Genomic DNA, 16,238 nt, shown 5'->3' with positions numbered 1-16,238 from the left:
GGCCGGGCCTGGTTCGGGCGAGATTGACGCGTTCAGATCACGCAGTGGGCCGGCGCTCGAACCCTTCGCATTCGGCGTGCGGCTCAGGCACCGCACTCAACTGCACCGCGTCGACCCGGGCCAGCACCGGGCCGCGGTGCAGCCATTGGTGCAACGCATTGAGCCGGTCACGGGGGCCGCGCATCAGCACCTCGACGCTTCCGTCGACGCGGTTGCGAACCCAGCCGGTGAGGCCGAGCTCGCGGGCGCGCTGCGCGCAGCTGTCACGGTAGCCGACCCCCTGCACGCGGCCGTGCACGCGGGCCGTCCAGCATTCGGTGGGTGGATGCGGCGAAGGCTTCACGCCGGCTGCGCGCTGCTTTCTTCGATGCGCTGCGCAAGGTGCGCGAGTGCTTCCTCCACCTGATCGACCAGCACCAGGCACAGGTCGCCGGGTTGCAGTTGCGCAAGCGCGGTGTCGATGGCCGCGAACTCGCCGCGGATCTCGTCGACCTGCCGGGTGCGTTGCGCGCCTTTCAGGCCGTCGCGCAGCAGCGTCATCACTTCGCCATCGGCCCGACCGCGCTGTGCGGCGTCCTGGTAGAGCAGCACGGTGTCGAAGGCATCGCCGAGGATGCGCGTTTGTTCGCGGATGTCTTCGTCGCGCCGGTCTCCGGCCGCGCTGATGACGACCGAGCGGCGCTTGGCCGGCATGGCATCCACGGCGGCCACGAGGGCGCGCATGGCGTCTGGGTTGTGGCCATAGTCGGCCACCACGGTGGCGCCGCGGTAGTCCATCACGTTGAAGCGGCCGGGGGCGTTGTCGGCGTCGTTCACAAAGCTCGCCAGACCGCTGCGCACCGCGTCGAAAGACAGCCCGCAGCCCCAGGCGGCGGCCACGGCGGCCAGCGCGTTCTCGACCTGGAAGCCGATGGTGCCGCCGCGTGTGAGCGGCACCTCGCGCAACGGCAGGCGTGCGCGTGCCGGGCCCTCGACGGCGACGATGTCGTCGCCCTCGACGAACACCGAGCGCTTGCCCTGGGTGCGGTGCGCCACGATCGCCGGGTGCTGCCCGTCGGCGGCGAAGAGGATCACGCCGCCCGGCGTGAAGGGCGCCATCGCCAGCGTGATCGGATCGGCCGCGTTGAGGGCAGCGTAGCCGGTTGTGGCCACGTTCTGCACGATCACGCGCTTGAGCACGGCCAGGTCTTCGACGGTGGTGATGTAGTTCAGGCCCAGGTGGTCGCCCGCGCCCACGTTGGTGACGACCGCCACCTGGCAGCGGTCGAAGCCCAGGCCTTCGCGCAGCATGCCGCCGCGTGCGGTTTCGAGCACGGCGGCTTCTGTGTCGGGGTGGGCGAGCACGTTGCGCGCGCTCTTGGGGCCGCTGCAATCGCCGCTGTCGATCTGGTGGCCGTCGACCCACACGCCATCGGTGTTGGTCATGCCGACCTTCAGTCCAGCCGCCGAGAACAGGTGCGCGATGAGGCGCGTGACGGTGGTCTTGCCGTTGGTGCCGGTGACGGCCACCACCGGGATGCGGCCGTCGCTTCCGGGCGGGTAGAGGCGGTCGATGATGGCCTCGCCCACCGGCCGCGGCTTGCCGAAGCTCGGTGCCAGGTGCATGCGCAGGCCGGGCGCGGCGTTGACTTCGACCACGCCGCCGCGCTGCTGTTCGAGCGGCAGGCCGACGCTTTCGCAGACGACGTCGACGCCGCAGATCTCCAGGCCGACCATGCGCGCGGCGTCGACCGCGCGTGCCGCCACCTCGGGGTGCACGTCGTCGGTCACGTCGGTGGCGGTGCCGCCTGTGCTGAGGTTGGCGTTGTTGCGCAGCACCACGCGCTGGCCCATCTCGGGTACCGAGTCGGCGGTGAGGCCCTGCTGGGTGAGCCGCGCGTGTGCGATGTCGTCGAGCCGGATGCGGGTGAGCGAGGTGGCGTGGCCATCGCCGCGGCGCGGGTCGGAGTTGACCTTGTCGACGAGCGCGCGCACGCTGAGCTGGCCGTCGCCGATCACGAAGGGCGGGTCGCGCCGGGCGGCGGCGACGAGCTTGTGGCCGATCACGAGCAGGCGGAAGTCGTGCCCCGGCAGAAACTGCTCGACCATCACTTCGCCGATCTCTTCGGCGGCACGGTACGCGCTCTCGAAGTGCTCGCGGTTGACGATGTTGACGGTGACGCCCTTGCCCTGGTTGCCGTCGCGCGGCTTCACGACCACGGGCAGGCCGAGTTCCTGGGCCACGGCCCAGGCGTCGTCCACGCTCGCCACGGGGCGGCCGCGCGGCACCGGCACGCCAGCGGCTGCGAGCAGGCGCTTGGTGAGGTCCTTGTCTTGCGCGATCGATTCGGCCACGGCGCCGGTGGAATCGACCTCGGCGGCCCAGATGCGGCGCTGCTTTGCGCCCCAGCCGAACTGCACCAGGCTGCCTTCGGTGAGGCGGCGGAAGGGGATGCCGCGTGCCACCGCGGCGTTGACGATGCAGCCGGTGCTCGGGCCCAGGCGCACGTCTTCGTCGATGTTGCGCAGCTCGGTCACGGCCGCTGCCGTGTCGAAACCCTGGCCGGCAACGGCCGCGGCCAGCAGATCCTGCGCTAGCGCGAGCGCGCGCAGGCCGACCTTCTCTTCGGTGTACTCGACGACGATCTGGAACACGCGCTCTTCAGGCGCAGGCGTGGTGCGCGCAAAGCTCACACGGCAGCCTGCGCGTGCCTGCAAGGCGAGCGACAGGCGCTCGAGCCAGCGTGCGAGCGGCACGGCCTCGGCATCGCCGACCGGGCGCAGCGGCGCGACCTCGGGGAGCAACTCGCGCAGCTTGAGTTCGAGCGGGCCACCGGCGCGAATGGCCATCTCGTCGGGCGCGCAGCGCACGATGGCTTCGATCGCCGTGTGGCGGCTCCAGAGGTTGGGGCCGCGCAGGGCGCGGATGCGGGTGACTTCCATGGTGTTTATCTTCAGCAGAGTGCTTCAGCGCGTTTCGGCGGTCATCTGGGCATCGAAGGTGTCGATGCCGGCAGCCAGCAGGGCAGGGGCGAGGCCGAAGGCCCACGCCGCGGCCACGGCCGGCAGGAGCAGGGCGGGTTGCAGCGAGGCGTTGGCCTGGCGCAAGGCGAGCGGCGTTTCGGCCGAGCCCTCGCACAGCCACACGCGGCCATCGCGCGCGAGCACGGCGCGGCCGCCCTCGGCGCGGTGCGCGGCCAGCGCTTCGGCGTTGGTGGCGTACAGCAGCACGCTGCCGTCGCAGTACTGTGCGAGGTCGGCAATGCGCGGGTCGTCGGCGTTGAGCACGCCGTGGCCTTCGGAGAGCACCACGTCCATTTGCGTGCGCAGCACGCGAGGCAGGTCGTCGGCCGTGTGGATGTCGTGGCGTGACAGCGCCTCGGCGCCGTCGAGGTCGGTGACCACGCCGATGCGGCATCGGTCGTACACCAGGCCCTGGTCGAGGATGGTCGCAGCGCCGTTCTCGAACACGGCGGCATCCACGTCGCGGTTGAGCAGCACGCGCTCGGAGACCTCGCCGCTGGTGGCGTTGCAAGCTTCCACGCGGCGCACGCCGAGGTACAGGCCCTCGCCGCAGGCCAGGCCCACCTGACGCCCCCCCAGGTGCAGCAGCCAGCCCACCAGCCGCGCCACACGTGTGCTGGTGGACGCGCCGCCGGCGATGCCCACGATGGGGATGCGCCCGTCGTCGCTCGCCGGGAACAGGTGGTCGATGATCGCCTTGCCCACCGGCCGCGGCGAACCCACCGCAGGCTTGAGATGGGCCAGGAGGCCGGGGCCGGCGTTCACCTCGACCACCGCCGCCTTCTGGCCGGCCAGCGGGCGGCTCACGTCTTGCGCGACGAGATCGACGCCCGCGATGTCGAGGCCGACAGTGCGGGCGGCCAGCGACGCGGCGCGGGCGAAATCGGGGTGGAGGTCGTCGGTGCAGTCGATCGCGACGTTGCCGTTGCGCTGGATCAGCACACGCCGGCCGGCGGCGGGCACGTCGTCGGGCGTGACGCCCTGGCGTGCCAGGTCGGCCAGGATGCTGCCGTCGTCACGGATGTCGAGCCAGGCGAGCGGGTGGTCCTCGGTCTTGCCGCGACGCGGGTCGCTGTTGATCTGGCTGTCGACCAGCGCGGCCACCGTGCTGCGGCCATCGCCCACCACCCAGGCGGCCTCGCCACGCGCGGCGGCCACCACCTTGCCGGCCACCACCAGCAGGCGGTGCTCGTCACCGGGGATGTAGCGCTCCACGATCACTTCGCTGCCGTGATAGGCCGCGCGCTCGAAGGCCACCTCGACCTGCTCGCGCGAGCCGAGGTCGAGCGTGACGCCGCGGCCGTGGTTGCCGTCGGTGGGCTTGAGCGCCACCGGCAGGCCGATGTCTTCGGCGGCTTCCCAGGCCTCGGCGGCGTTGGCCACGATGCGGCCTTCGGGCACCGGCACGCCCACCGCGGCGAGCAGGCGCTTGGTGAGGTCCTTGTCGCGGGCGATGCCCTCGGCGATGGCGCTGGTGCGATCGGTCTCGGCCGTCCAGATGCGGTGCTGGCGATTGCCATGGCCGAGTTGCACCAGGTTGCCGTCGTTCAGGCGCAGGTGCGGGATGCGCCGCTCGGTGGCTGCCGCCACGATGTGCGCCGTGCTCGGGCCGAGGTAGGTGCGGTCGATCGCGTCGCGCACGGCCTCGACGGCGGCGGGCACATCGACCGCCTGGCTGTTGATCACGTTCATCAGCAGCCGGTGGCCTTGCTCCAGCGCGCTGCGCGCCACGGTTTCGTCGCGGGCGCGGAACACCATGCGGTAAACGCCGGTCTGCGAGGTGCTGCGCGTCTGGCCGAAGCCGGTGGGCATGCTGGCGAGGTTGAGCAGCTCGATCACCACGTGCTCCAGCACGTGGCCCATCCAGGTGCCTTCGGTCAGGCGCTGCAGGAAGCCGCCGCGCTCGCCGACGCCGCAGTGGTGCTCTTCGAGTGCGGGCAGGGCGGTGGTGAGGCGCTGCACGAAACCCGGCAGTTCGTTCGACGGGTGCTGCTCCAGCGCGCCGAGGTCGAGCCAGACCTCCAGGGCGGAGCGGTAGGTCCAGAGGTTGGGCCCGCGCAGGTAGGTCACGCGCAGCAGGCGGATGTCGTCGAAAGTGGTCATGAGCGGTGTTCTTCGGGCCGCCCGTGGCGGCTCGCGGTGTGGATTATTCGCGCCTTGCAGCCAGTGTGGTGAGGGTTCCTGTTGCGCGACAATCGCGCGCCTGCTTCGGACCCACCATGCCCATCACCGACCCGCTTCCTGCGCTTGCTGCCGCGGCCTCCCCGCCGTTGCAACCAGGGGAGAACGAACTGACCCGCGTTGTCGTTGACCTCGACGGCGAAGATCGCTTTGCGTCCAGTGTGTTGTTGCTCACGGATCGCCGTTTGATGGCCCACGACGCCCGGGGTTGGCAGTCATGGCCGCTTGAAAAAGGCATGAGCCTGCAGCATGCAGACAGCGGCGGTGTCGGTCAGTTGTCGCTGCACAGCGACAACTCCCGGCTGTCGGTCTGGCGCTACACCTTGGGCACCGACCCCGCCGCGTTACGCCTGTTGACCTTGTTCGAGCGCCAGATGCGCCGCATCGTCGATGGCGAGACCGAGTTCGACGACGGCTTCGAGCCCGAAGAGACCGACTTCTCTGCCGAATCGCCCACGCCGCCGTCGACCTGGGTGCTGCTGCGCTTGTCGCGTTTTGCGCGGCCGTACAAGTGGCAGCTGCTGCTCGGCTTCGCGCTCACTCTGACCGCCACGGCCGCGTCGCTCGTGCCGCCCTACCTCACCATCCCGTTGATGGATGAGGTGCTGATCCCCTACCAGAACGGCGCTCACATCGACACCATGCACGTGGTCTGGTTGCTGTCTGGTTTGCTGGGCGCGGGTCTGGTCGCCTGGGGTCTGGGCTGGTGGCGCACCTGGTTGCTGGCACTGGTGAGCGAGCGCATCGGCGCCGATCTGCGCACCGCCACCTTCGAGCACCTGCTGCACCTGAGCCTCGACTACTTCGGCAGCAAGCGCACGGGCGACCTGATGTCGCGGATCGGCAGCGAATCCGATCGCATCTGCGTGTTTCTCTCCCTGCACGCACTCGATTTCGCGACCGACGTGCTGATGATCGGCCTCACGGCCTTGATCCTCTTCAGCATCAACCCGGCGCTGGCCATCGTCACGCTGCTGCCGCTGCCCTTCATCGCCTGGATGATCCACCTGGTGCGCGATCGCCTGCGCACCGGCTTCGAGAAGATCGACCGCGTGTGGGGCGAAGTGACGAGCGTGCTGGCCGACACCATCCCTGGCATCCGTGTGGTCAAGGCTTTCGCACAGGAGCGCCGCGAGGCCGAGCGATTCCGCCGTGCCAATCGACATAACCTGGACGTGAACGACCGGCTCAACAAGACCTGGAGCCTGTTCTCGCCCACCGTTTCGCTGCTCACCGAGATCGGCCTGCTGGTGGTGTGGGCCTTCGGCATCTGGCTGATCAGCCGCAATCAGATCACGGTGGGTGTGCTCACCGCCTTCATTGCCTACATCGGCCGCTTCTACGGCCGGCTCGATTCGATGAGCCGCATCGTCTCGGTCACGCAGAAGGCGGCGGCCGGTGCCAAGCGCATCTTCGACATCCTCGACCACGTGAGCAACGTGCCCGAGCCGGCACAGCCGGTGCCGATCGAACGCCTCGAAGGACGCCTTTCCTTGCAGGGCGTGGGGTTCCGGTACGGCAGCCGCGCGGTGATCCGTGGGCTCGACCTCGATGTGAAGCCCGGCGAGATGATTGGCTTGGTCGGCCACAGCGGCTCGGGCAAGAGCACGCTCGTGAACCTGATCTGCCGCTTCTACGACGTGACCGATGGCGCCATCAAGGTCGATGGCATCGACCTGCGCCGCTTCGGTGTTTCCGACTATCGCCGCCACATCGGCCTGGTGCTGCAGGAGCCGTTTCTCTTTTTCGGCTCGGTGGCCGAGAACATCGCCTACGGCAAGCCCGGCGCCACGCGCGAGGAGATCGTGGCCGCCGCGCGCGCCGCGCATGCGCACGAGTTCATCCTGCGCCTGCCGCACGGCTACGACTCGCTGGTGGGCGAGCGCGGCCAGGGGCTCTCGGGCGGCGAGCGCCAGCGCATCTCGATCGCGCGTGCGCTGCTGATCGACCCGCGTTTGCTGATCCTCGACGAAGCCACCTCCTCGGTCGACACCGAGACCGAGAAGGAGATCCAGAACGCGCTCGACAACCTGGTGGCCGGCCGCACCACCATCGCCATCGCGCACCGCCTGTCCACGCTGCGCCGCGCCGACCGGCTGGTGGTGATGGACCGTGGCCGCGTGGTCGAGGTCGGCACGCACGACGAATTGCTCGCGCGCCAGGGCCACTACTGGCGCCTCTACGAAGCGCAGTTGCGGCAGGTGGACGAAAGCGACGACGAGCGTGACGCGCGCGTCACGCCGCCCGCCGCACCGGCGGCGCACCCGGCGGGCGTGGCATGAACGGATCGACGATGACGAACAGCCCCCACTTCACCTTGCAGCGCGACGCCCACGGCCGACTGGTGCTGCGCCTGGGCGATGGTGCCGAGCACGTCGGCGTGCACGCGGTGCGCGCGTTCCCGCTCTCCGACCCGACCGGCGCGGTCTCGCTGGTGGGCGCCGATGGCCGTGAGTGCCTGTGGCTCGCCGAGCCGGCCAAGCTGTCTGCCGATCAGCGCGCCATGCTCGACGAAGAACTCGCGCGCCGCGAGTTCGCGCCGGTGATCGAGCGTCTGCTCGATGTCTCGACCTTCACCACCCCCAGCACCTGGACCGTGCGCACCGACCGCGGCGACACGCAGCTCGTGCTCAAGGGCGAAGAAGACATCCGCCGCCTGAGCGACGGGGCGCTGCTCGTGACCGACAGCCACGGCATCGGCTACCGCATCGCCGACGCCCGCGTGCTCGATCGGCGCTCCAAGCGGCTGCTCGAACGCTTTCTCTGACGGCTTGCGCAGAAGTTCACGCTTGCGCGCCAGCGCTTCGTACGAACGGCCGATGGGTTGATCGTTCGACCCTTTTGAGAATCGCCGTACCGACGATTCTTGAAGGGGTAAACATGCGATCGATTCTGGAGCGGGCGCCGCGCGTCTTGACGATGACCGCGGTGTGTTTGGCGGTGGCTGCGTGTGGCGGCGCGGGTGAAGAGGATGACGAACCGGGCTGGGGCGGCAGCGGCGCAAGCGGCACCGGCGAGGTCGCACGGATCACTTACGGCAGCGTGCCGAACTACAACGCCAGCACCTCCAACGTGCAGATCGTGGCCGCTACGAACCGTGGCGTGTACCTGACCGACGACAACAGCCAGGGCGGCACGCGCGTTCACAGGATGCAGGGCATTCCCACGGCGACCGGCGCCTGGTCGAGCGCCGACCTCGGTGCCGTGAGCCCCTACACCGTCGTGCCCTCCAACCGCTACAGCGAGGCCGACGGAGCCATCAGCTTCTACTACGCAGCGGCTTCGGTCGTCGGCCAGTACAACGCCAACAACGGCGGCGTCTCGCGCCAGTGGACCAACGACCGCTTCATCCGCACCATCGAGCCCGGTTCGTTGACGGGCACCTTCACCGGCCCGTGGGGCCTGGGCGGATCGCTGAACGCCGACTACAACTACGTCTACCACGACGACAACATGTACACCGGCTCGGGAGCGGTGTCGAACAAGTTCACCACCCCGATCGGCCCGACGCCCACGGTCAACTCGAACCAGGCCTACTTCGCGATCCAGGGTGTGCTGGCGCGGCCCGACAGCCCGGAACTGTTCGTTGCCACCGGCGCGCGCAGCGGGGGCGGTGTGAGCGAGTTGCGGGTGTATTCGGGCTCGACCATGACGCGCGAGTCGCTGCCCGGCGGCACCAGCGTGAGCGTGTCCAACCTGCAGTGGTCCGGCGGCAAGCTCTGGCTGCGCATCGGCGACGGTGTCTACCGCCGTGATGCCCCAGGAAGCTACGTGCGCGTGGCCCAGGTGTCTCTGGCGTTCGGCGCGCTCGGCTCCTTCTGCATCAAGGGCGGCGAGATCATCGGCTCCGATGGCTACGCCACCCGCGTCTCCGATGGCGCCCGCCGCAACTACCTCTCGCGCGGCAGCCTGTCGGCCAGCCAGACCATCCAGGTGGCGCAGGTGCAGGGCAGCCTCATGGGCGCCGGCGTGTACTGCTCGCCCGACAACAGTGCCGCCGTGGTCTACACGGTGGGCGACCTCGCCGCCCACCCTGGCACGTTGGCGATGATCGAGATCCTGCAGTAAGGCGTCACCACACCTCCATCCAGGGCCGCAGCTCCAGCTCGTGCGTCCACGCATCGCGCGGCTGCTGGTGGAGCATCCAGTAGGTGTCGGCGATGTGGTCGGGGTTGACGATGCCGCCCTGTGCCTTGGTGGCGTAGCGCTCGGGGAAGTTGCTGCGGATGAACTCGGTATCGATCGCGCCGTCGATCACCGGGTGAGCCACATGGATGCCCTTCGGCCCCAGTTCGCGCGCCATGCTCTGCGCCAGCGCGCGCAGCGCGTGCTTGGCGCCGGCGAAGGCGGAGAAACCCTCGCGCCCGCGCAGGCTGGCGGTGGCGCCGGTGAAGATGATCGTGCCGCGGCCGCGCGGCAACATCACCTTGGCCGCCTCGCGGCCCATCAGGAAGCCGGCGAAGCAGGCCATTTCCCACACCTTGTAGTACACACGCGCCGTGGTCTCGGTGATGCCGAATTGCACGTTGGCACCGATGTTGAACACCGCCACCTCGATGGGGGCGATGTCACGCTCGATCTGCTCGACGAGCGCCACCATCTCGTCTTCCTTGCGCGCGTCGCTGCCGAAGCCGTGCGCCTCGCCGCCGGCTGCGCGGATCTCGTCGAGCAACGGCTGCAGCTTGTCGGCGCTGCGCCGTGTGACGCAGGCGATGTAGCCCTCACGCGCGAAGCGCTTGGCAATGGCGCCGCCGGTGGCGTCGCCGGCTCCGATGACGAGGATGGCTTTCTTCGGGCTCATGGCTTGGGCGGCTTTCGTTCAAAGGGGTTGATGCATTCTGCATGACGACTATCATGCAGAATGATCTTCCGCGCCCCCATTGGGCGCGTCAAGCGCAGGGGAATCCAATGGGTCACTCACAGGCAGACAAGGCGGCGAGCCGCGAGCGCATCCTCAACGAGGCTGCGCGGCAGATCCGCGTGGACGGCCTCGAGTCGCTGAGCGTGAACAAGTTGATGCGCAGCGTGGACCTCACCCATGGCGGCTTCTATGGCCACTTTGCCTCGCGCTCCGAGTTGCTCGCGCAGGCGCTGGAGTCTGCGTTGTCCAGCAGTGAACTCACGGCGCGCGGCTACGCCGCGATGGTGCGCGCCTACCTGAGCCGCAGCCACCGTGATGCGCCGTCTGCCGGCTGCGCGATTGCGACCTTGGCGGCGGAAGCCAGCCGCGCAGAGGCTGATGTGCGCGAGGTGATGGAGCGCCATGTCGAAGACTTCATCGCCACCACGGCACAGGCGCTCGGTGATGAGTGTCAACCGCACGAAGACGACGCCATGCTCGCCGTGAGCGCCATGGTGGGCGCGATCACGCTTTCACGGGTGCTTGGCGACGGCAAGCGCTCCGATGCGCTCTTGCGCGCCGTGCGCCAGCATCTGCTCGCGCTCGACACAGACACTGCCACCACGGAATGAGGAGACCCGACCGATGAACCCCATGAGCGTTCAATTTCTGTTCGATTTCGGCAGCCCCAATGCCTACCTGTCGCACAAGGTGATCCCGGCGATCGAAGCGCGCACGGGCGCGGCTTTCGAGTACGTGCCGGTGCTGCTGGGCGGCTTGTTCAAGCTCGCCAACAACCGCTCTCCGGCCGAGAGCAATGCCGAGATCCCCAACAAGCGCGCCTACGAGCAGCGCGAGATGCAGCGCTTCATCGACAAGCACGGCTTGCATGCCTTCCGCATGAACCCGCACTTTCCGGTCAACACGTTGAAGATCATGCGTGGCGCGGTGGCCGCGCAACGGCTCGGCTGCTTTGCGCCGTACGTTGATGCGGTCTTTGCGGCGATGTGGGAGCAGGGGCTCGACATGTCGAACGACGCGGTGATCGATGCCGCCTTGCAGGCTGCGGGCCTCGACGCTGGTGCACTGCTCGCCGCCTCGCAACTGCCCGAGGTCAAGGCCGCGCTGCTCGCCAACACGCAGTCGGCGCATGAGCGTGGCGCGTTTGGTTCGCCCAGCTTTCTCGTCGATGGCGACTTGTACTTCGGCAAGGATCGCTTGCGCGAGGTGGAAGAAGAGATCCTTCGCGCACGCTCGCACGGCTGACACCTCTGCCCCTCGGGGCAGTCGCGGCCCCTGGCATTCGGCGTGTGGCGCACGGATACTTGAACGAACGATGCGTGTGCCAGGCATGCGCGTCGTTGCGAACAATCAGGAGGCCGTCCCATGCGATTCACGTTGCGTGCCAGCACACTCGTGCTCTGCGAAGTGCTCTTGTTCACCAGTCTGCCCCTGCCCGCGCAGGCGGCCGGCCGCGAGGTCCGTTGCGAGAGCCACGGCATGCGGCGCCAGTAGTGCTCCGTCGGACAGCACGGCGACATCAAGCTCCTGGACAGCTCCGGCTTCTGGCCCTGCAAGCAGAACGAAACCTGGGGCATCGAGACCGAGGGCATCTGGGTCGACCGCGAATGCAAGGGCCGCTTCTGGGTCGATGAACAATCTTCGTCGAGCTCGCACTCCCATCGCGATGCCGCGATCGCCGCCGCGCTCGGCGTAGGCCTGCTGGCGGTGTTGGCTGCATCGAGCCACCAGAAGACGGACGAAGCCGCGGCGCCTTCACCAGCGCAAGGAGCAAGCAACCAGGTGCCGTCGTGGCTGATCGGCAACTTCCACGGCTACAGCCCCGCCCAGCGAATCACGGTGGACATGCGCGTGGGGTCGAGCGGGCGCATGCAGTCGGTGCACAACGGGCAGTCGCGCTGGGGAACCTGGGCAGGCAACGACACCGCGCAGTTCGACGACGGATCGCGTTACCTCGTCTCTCGCACCGACCAGGGGTTCCGCTTGACCGTGCCGAACCAGCCCACCGTCTATACCGACTACTACCGCGACTGAGGCGACTCATGACAAACCACTCCGTGTTTCGCCGTGTGGCCCTGCTCGCCGGGTGCGCTGCGCTCCTGGCAGGGTGTGCAGGGGCCCCGTCTTCTACCGCGACCCCGGCGGCCGCAGCCCCGCCACCCGGGTCCGCCGCGTCGGCTGCCCCAGGGCGTGCCATGCAGCGCGTTCGCCGCGCGGGGGTGTTGCGCATCGGTGTGATCGCCATGGTTCCGTGGGCATGGACGGATTCGAAGCAGGCCTGGACCGGCCTGGACGTCGAGATCGCGCAGGCGCTCGCCGCCGATCTGGGTGTGCGGGCCGAGATCGTGCGCATCTCGTGGTCTGGCGCGGCCGACGACATCGCCGAAGGCCGCATCGACATCGCGGCAGGCATGTGGATGGGCCCGCGGCGCGGCCTGGACGTGAACTTCAGCGAGCCTTATGCCGCCACGCACGTGTCGCTCATCGCCAACCGTGCCAAGGCCTCCGGCCTGTCGACAGTAGCGGACTTCGACCGGGCCGGTACGCGTATTGGCGTGCGCGGCGGTGGCCTGACGGAAGACGTGGCACGTGCCGTGTTCCAGCGTGCCACGCTCGTGCCCTACGACAGCGATCTCGATCAGCTCGCCGCACTCACGGCTGGCGACGTGACCGCGGTCGTCGGCCGATCACCCGCACCCGACCTGCTGGTGCAGCGCGACCCGCAGCGCTTCGTGCAGCCGCTGTCGGCCTCGCTGGCCCGGCGCGGCGAGGTGTTCGCGATCGCCCGGGGCGACGCCGATTTTCTGGCCTACCTCAACGCCTGGGTGCGCCACCGCGAGGAAACCGGCTGGCTGCTCGCACGCCGCAGCTACTGGCTGAACAGCGTGGCGTGGCAGGACCGGTTGTAGGAAAGTGGCAAGGCGGCGGCTCAGCCCGCAGCCTCCCACACATCCGCGCCGGACACGAACACCCAGCGCTCGCGGCTTTCATCATCAGGCCCCTCGCTGCGCAGCGGCACGGCCCACGCCAGTTGATCGGGCGCTCCGTCGAAGGACAGCATCGGCGTGCGGGCCGTTTCGCCTTCGTAGGCCAGCATCATGGCGCGCTCCTGGATCACCGAAAGGTCGAGCCAATCGGCGACGAGCGGGCAGGCGCTCAGGTCCCCGGCCAGCTTCAGGAGATCCACGCTGTTGCGCAGCATGCAATGCGGGGAGAAGCGCAGGTAGCCCACGAGCCAGTCGTCGAGCAGCACGGGCACGAGCCAGCTTTCGAGCCGGCGTTCGAGCGTGAACACGGCGATCGCCTCGCCGAGTTCGGCGTCGGGTGGGAGGTTGAGCGCGCTGCCCTCGAAGGCGCGTTCGGCTTCGCGCTGAACGGCCAGCGTGGCGCGGGCAAGGTCTTCTGTGGTCACGCGTGGTGCAGCCCGGTCTCGGCGGCGCGCCGGTCTGCCTGCGTCGCGTTGCTGTGAATCGGATCGGTTCGGCCTGGCATGGTGCTGAGTCTCCATGGCCCGTTGTGCAACATCGCTACGGGTTGGGCCGAGCTTAGACAGCGCCGCTGGGCGGCGCGTCCCTACATCATGGGAGGAGCGCACCACCCGACTAGGGGGCTGGGCCGGGTGTTGGGCCGCGCAAATAGGGTTCGGCAAATCGGGCCGCGCAAAGCAAAACGCGGCGCCAGGGCGCCGCGTTTGCAAGAGGCGTGGCCTCAGCTCAAGGCGTGGCCTTGCGCCAGGGTTCGGCCGGGTCGTAGACCTTGGTGCCCTTGGCAATGGACTCGGTCTTGGGGCCGAGGTCGCGCTCGTAGACGATGCCGTCCTGATTGACGATGAAGCTCGTCACGCCGGACTCGCCGTACTTGATGGGCCAGGCAATGAGGGCGTAGCCGCTCATCAGGCGCTTGCCGATCAGGTAGCTGCGCGCGCCGCCGGGGGCGCCAGCGCCCTGGCCTTCGAGCAGCTTGAAACGGTAGCCGTGGTAGCCGGGCTTCGAGTCGACATAGTCCTGACCGAGGGGGCTCTGGTCGCCGAGCGAGGCGCTCCAGATGAGCCCGTCGCGCTTGCCCTTGGCGCTGATCAGCTTGCGCGCGTACTCGAAAACACCGTCGCCATTGCGGTCGGCGCTGGCGTACTCGCGCTGGGCATCGACATACGCCAGCACGGCCTGCATCGCGGCGCGTTCGTTGGCACCGACGCGCCGGTCGAGCATGGCTTCCTTGCCGGCAGCGATGTCGAAGCTCCATTGGCCCGCGGCGTTGCGTTGCAGCGGGATCGGGAACGCCCACGGGTCGTTGCCCACCACGAGCTCGCCGCGCGTGTCGGCGAGCGTCACGGCACGCCGTTCCTTCACCTTGTCGAGGAAGGCCTGGCGGTCGGTCGCTTCGACGCCATCGGGCGGCAGCAAGCCGCGCCAGTTCTTGCCGAGCACGGTGGCGAGCGCCTTGGTGTCGTTGGCCGAGATGGCGGCGATCACCGCATCGGCGGCAGCTTCAGGGCTCGCGTACTTGGCCTGCGCGAAAGCGCCCAGCGGGGTCAGCAGGGCAGCAGACAAGGCCAGCGCGGAGGTCGTTGCAAAGAGGTTCTTGTTCATGTGTGCTCGCTCCGATCAACGACGACGCCCGCCACCACCGTGGCCGCCCATCCCGCCCCGGGACATGCCGCCGGAGTGCATGGAGCCCCGGCTCGCGGCCCCGCGGCTCGCATTGGCCCGCGCGGCACCGCTGTCGCGGGCACCCGACAAGGCGCTGTGCGAGCCGCCACCGGCCGACGACGGGCGATTGAAGTCGTGCGAACCACCACCACGGTTGGCGCCACCGCCGAGGCCGCCACCTGCGCCTGCCCCGCCACCACTGAGGCGGCCGGTGTCGCGCGCGGCCGCTGCAGCGCGGTCGCGGTCGGCGCCTTGCAGCCGTTCGCGGCCCGCCACCGGGTCGGCACCGCGGTCCTTCAGTGTGTTGGACGCGCGCGCACGTTCGGCATCGAGGCTGTCGTGGCCGCGGAAGCCTTGGCGGTCTTGCGCACCGGGCAGGTTCTTCTTGCCGAACTGCTCGCGGCTCTTGTTGTCGCGGTAGGGCACGTCACCGCGCCGCGCGGAGTTGTGCTTGAAGTGGTTGTCGTTGTTCGAGATGCGATTGTTGACGTTGATGTTGTTGAACTTGTTGACGTTGATGTTCACGTCGTTGTGGCCCCAACCGAAGCCGCCCCACAGGCTGTTTGTGATGCCTACGACGGCCGCGCCCCAGATGAAGCCGGCCGCGAACGCCGCACCCGGGTAGTAGTAGGGGGGTGGCGCCCAGTAATACGGGGGGTAGCTCGGATACATCCACGGCCCGTAGACGACCGACGGCTGGTACACCGGCACATAGACCTGGTTCGGCTGGGCCGGCTCGACGATGATCACTTCCTTGCTGTTTTCGGTGGTGGTCGAGACCTTCTGCTGCTCGGTCGACTTGAGGTTGCCGGCGTCCTTGGCCTTCTTGCGCAGGAACTGCACGCGGTCCATGACGCGCCCCGAGTCTTCGAGGAAGGCGTCACCCAGGCGTTGCACGTCGTCGGGCTTGGAGCCCATCATGGTCAGCACCTGCGGGAAAGCCACCAGCGACTGCACCGAAGGGTCCCACGGCTGGCTCTCAACCTGCTTGACGGCGTCGTCGCCCTTTGCGTCGGGGTGGGCCTTGGTCCACTCGGCGGCCGACTTCACATCGGCCGGGTAGGTCGAGGCCATCAATACCTGCGACAGCAGCGAGTCGGGGTAGAGCGCGATCGGCGCGAGCATCTGGTCGAGCTCGGCGTCGGAGAAGGGTTTGGCATCTTGCGCGCGCGCGCTGCCCATGGCTGCCACGGTCAGCAGCGCCAGCAGACTCAGCATCAACCAAGCGCGCGCCCGGCCGAATGCAAAGCCAAAGTGTTGTGTCATGACTCGCTCCTTGGTTCGATGGCCGGCATCTGTGAGAGTGGTTGATTGTGATCCCGCCAACCCGCAGGTTGTACGCGGGCAGCAGGACGCACGTCAAGACGTACTCTGGGGCAGATCGACCCTCGCAGTTCGCAGGTTCTCGTGCCGGCGGCATGGTTGTCGGTACGATTCGGCCCAGGCGCGCGAGCGAGGTCGCGTGCCATTCGGGAGCCCGCGTGCCCCATCGAGCTGGCCACGCCAACACATGAACGCTGCACCGCGCTGTTTGAGAAATCTTC

Annotated in this window: 15 protein-coding genes and 1 pseudogene; 9 read left to right on the top strand and 7 right to left on the bottom strand. The window is 68.7% G+C overall.

Translation table 11 applies throughout. The annotated features are described in order from the left end of the window. Positions 1-37: 37 nt before the first annotated feature. Genes AC1KAR_RS14805 through AC1KAR_RS14795 form a run of 3 tightly spaced genes read right to left on the bottom strand, consistent with a single transcriptional unit; the run spans position 38 to position 5,106 of the window. Positions 38-343 carry an acylphosphatase gene (locus AC1KAR_RS14805; protein ID WP_480318982.1) on the bottom strand — a complete coding sequence of 102 codons (306 nt, stop codon included), beginning with the start codon at positions 341-343 and terminating at the stop codon, positions 38-40. Beyond that, positions 340-2,922, bottom strand: coding sequence for a cyanophycin synthetase (gene cphA, locus AC1KAR_RS14800; protein WP_480318980.1), 2,583 nt, complete (start codon positions 2,920-2,922; stop codon positions 340-342). Before cphA ends, AC1KAR_RS14805 begins: the two co-directional genes overlap by 4 nt. Before the next feature lie 24 nt (positions 2,923-2,946). Further along, positions 2,947-5,106: a cyanophycin synthetase gene (locus AC1KAR_RS14795; RefSeq protein ID WP_480318978.1), complete on the bottom strand. Its 2,160-nt coding sequence runs from the start codon at positions 5,104-5,106 to the stop codon at positions 2,947-2,949. Positions 5,107-5,222: 116 nt separating this feature from the next. Between AC1KAR_RS14795 and AC1KAR_RS14790 the strand changes: the two genes are divergently transcribed. From AC1KAR_RS14790 to AC1KAR_RS14780, 3 genes are all read left to right on the top strand, one after another. Then, complete coding sequence (locus AC1KAR_RS14790; protein WP_480318976.1) at positions 5,223-7,466, top strand: cyanophycin metabolism-associated ABC transporter; 2,244 nt, start codon at positions 5,223-5,225, stop codon at positions 7,464-7,466. An 11-nt stretch (positions 7,467-7,477) separates the two neighbouring features. Continuing rightward, positions 7,478-7,951 (top strand): cyanophycin metabolism-associated DUF1854 family protein, encoded by a 474-nt coding sequence (locus AC1KAR_RS14785; protein WP_480318974.1) that lies wholly within the window; start codon positions 7,478-7,480, stop codon positions 7,949-7,951. Between the two features lie 113 nt (positions 7,952-8,064). Then, complete coding sequence (locus AC1KAR_RS14780; RefSeq protein ID WP_480318972.1) at positions 8,065-9,252, top strand: hypothetical protein; 1,188 nt, start codon at positions 8,065-8,067, stop codon at positions 9,250-9,252. Positions 9,253-9,256: 4 nt separating this feature from the next. On the opposite strand, the gene AC1KAR_RS14775 is transcribed toward AC1KAR_RS14780, so the two are convergent. Further along, positions 9,257-9,985, bottom strand: a complete 729-nt coding sequence (locus tag AC1KAR_RS14775; RefSeq protein WP_480318970.1) for an SDR family oxidoreductase — start codon at positions 9,983-9,985, stop codon at positions 9,257-9,259. 107 nt (positions 9,986-10,092) lie between these two features. Here AC1KAR_RS14775 and AC1KAR_RS14770 point away from each other — a divergent pair, with 107 nt between their 5' ends. From AC1KAR_RS14770 to AC1KAR_RS14745, 6 genes and pseudogenes are all read left to right on the top strand, one after another. Then, positions 10,093-10,656: a TetR/AcrR family transcriptional regulator gene (locus AC1KAR_RS14770; RefSeq protein ID WP_480318968.1), complete on the top strand. Its 564-nt coding sequence runs from the start codon at positions 10,093-10,095 to the stop codon at positions 10,654-10,656. A gap of 13 nt (positions 10,657-10,669) precedes the next feature. Further along, positions 10,670-11,290: a DsbA family protein gene (locus AC1KAR_RS14765; RefSeq protein ID WP_480318966.1), complete on the top strand. Its 621-nt coding sequence runs from the start codon at positions 10,670-10,672 to the stop codon at positions 11,288-11,290. Positions 11,291-11,410: 120 nt separating this feature from the next. Next, entirely contained in the window at positions 11,411-11,539 is a 129-nt protein-coding gene (locus tag AC1KAR_RS14760; RefSeq protein ID WP_480318964.1) for a hypothetical protein, read from the top strand. Positions 11,540-11,551: 12 nt separating this feature from the next. Continuing rightward, a pseudogene (locus tag AC1KAR_RS14755) lies at positions 11,552-11,683 on the top strand (DUF3011 domain-containing protein); the annotation flags it as partial. 72 nt (positions 11,684-11,755) lie between these two features. After that, positions 11,756-12,079 carry a hypothetical protein gene (locus tag AC1KAR_RS14750; RefSeq protein WP_480318962.1) on the top strand — a complete coding sequence of 108 codons (324 nt, stop codon included), beginning with the start codon at positions 11,756-11,758 and terminating at the stop codon, positions 12,077-12,079. Between the two features lie 161 nt (positions 12,080-12,240). Beyond that, positions 12,241-12,954 (top strand): transporter substrate-binding domain-containing protein, encoded by a 714-nt coding sequence (locus AC1KAR_RS14745; RefSeq protein WP_480318960.1) that lies wholly within the window; start codon positions 12,241-12,243, stop codon positions 12,952-12,954. A 20-nt stretch (positions 12,955-12,974) separates the two neighbouring features. Here the strand turns inward: AC1KAR_RS14745 and AC1KAR_RS14740 are convergent, their stop codons facing one another. The 3 genes from AC1KAR_RS14740 to AC1KAR_RS14730 all read right to left on the bottom strand — a co-directional run bounded on the left by AC1KAR_RS14740 (position 12,975) and on the right by AC1KAR_RS14730 (position 15,960). Further along, positions 12,975-13,457 carry a hypothetical protein gene (locus AC1KAR_RS14740; protein WP_480318959.1) on the bottom strand — a complete coding sequence of 161 codons (483 nt, stop codon included), beginning with the start codon at positions 13,455-13,457 and terminating at the stop codon, positions 12,975-12,977. Between the two features lie 301 nt (positions 13,458-13,758). After that, positions 13,759-14,634 carry a DUF2950 family protein gene (locus AC1KAR_RS14735; protein WP_480318957.1) on the bottom strand — a complete coding sequence of 292 codons (876 nt, stop codon included), beginning with the start codon at positions 14,632-14,634 and terminating at the stop codon, positions 13,759-13,761. A gap of 15 nt (positions 14,635-14,649) precedes the next feature. After that, positions 14,650-15,960 (bottom strand): DUF3300 domain-containing protein, encoded by a 1,311-nt coding sequence (locus AC1KAR_RS14730; protein WP_480318955.1) that lies wholly within the window; start codon positions 15,958-15,960, stop codon positions 14,650-14,652. Between the last annotated feature and the right edge of the window lie 278 nt (positions 15,961-16,238).

The organism is Piscinibacter sp. PDB1-1 (genome assembly GCF_056675995.1).
This window is presented reverse-complemented; position numbering and strand designations above follow the sequence as displayed.

Coding starts and splice junctions, on each gene's coding strand:
- cphA (WP_480318980.1), bottom strand. CDS start 2,922: ATGGAAGTCACCCGCATCCGCGCCCTGCGCGGCCCCAACCTCTGGAGC.
- AC1KAR_RS14795 (WP_480318978.1), bottom strand. CDS start 5,106: ATGACCACTTTCGACGACATCCGCCTGCTGCGCGTGACCTACCTGCGC.
- AC1KAR_RS14790 (WP_480318976.1), top strand. CDS start 5,223: ATGCCCATCACCGACCCGCTTCCTGCGCTTGCTGCCGCGGCCTCCCCG.
- AC1KAR_RS14785 (WP_480318974.1), top strand. CDS start 7,478: ATGACGAACAGCCCCCACTTCACCTTGCAGCGCGACGCCCACGGCCGA.
- AC1KAR_RS14780 (WP_480318972.1), top strand. CDS start 8,065: ATGCGATCGATTCTGGAGCGGGCGCCGCGCGTCTTGACGATGACCGCG.
- AC1KAR_RS14775 (WP_480318970.1), bottom strand. CDS start 9,985: ATGAGCCCGAAGAAAGCCATCCTCGTCATCGGAGCCGGCGACGCCACC.
- AC1KAR_RS14770 (WP_480318968.1), top strand. CDS start 10,093: ATGGGTCACTCACAGGCAGACAAGGCGGCGAGCCGCGAGCGCATCCTC.
- AC1KAR_RS14765 (WP_480318966.1), top strand. CDS start 10,670: ATGAACCCCATGAGCGTTCAATTTCTGTTCGATTTCGGCAGCCCCAAT.
- AC1KAR_RS14760 (WP_480318964.1), top strand. CDS start 11,411: ATGCGATTCACGTTGCGTGCCAGCACACTCGTGCTCTGCGAAGTGCTC.
- AC1KAR_RS14745 (WP_480318960.1), top strand. CDS start 12,241: ATGCAGCGCGTTCGCCGCGCGGGGGTGTTGCGCATCGGTGTGATCGCC.
- AC1KAR_RS14735 (WP_480318957.1), bottom strand. CDS start 14,634: ATGAACAAGAACCTCTTTGCAACGACCTCCGCGCTGGCCTTGTCTGCT.
- AC1KAR_RS14730 (WP_480318955.1), bottom strand. CDS start 15,960: ATGACACAACACTTTGGCTTTGCATTCGGCCGGGCGCGCGCTTGGTTG.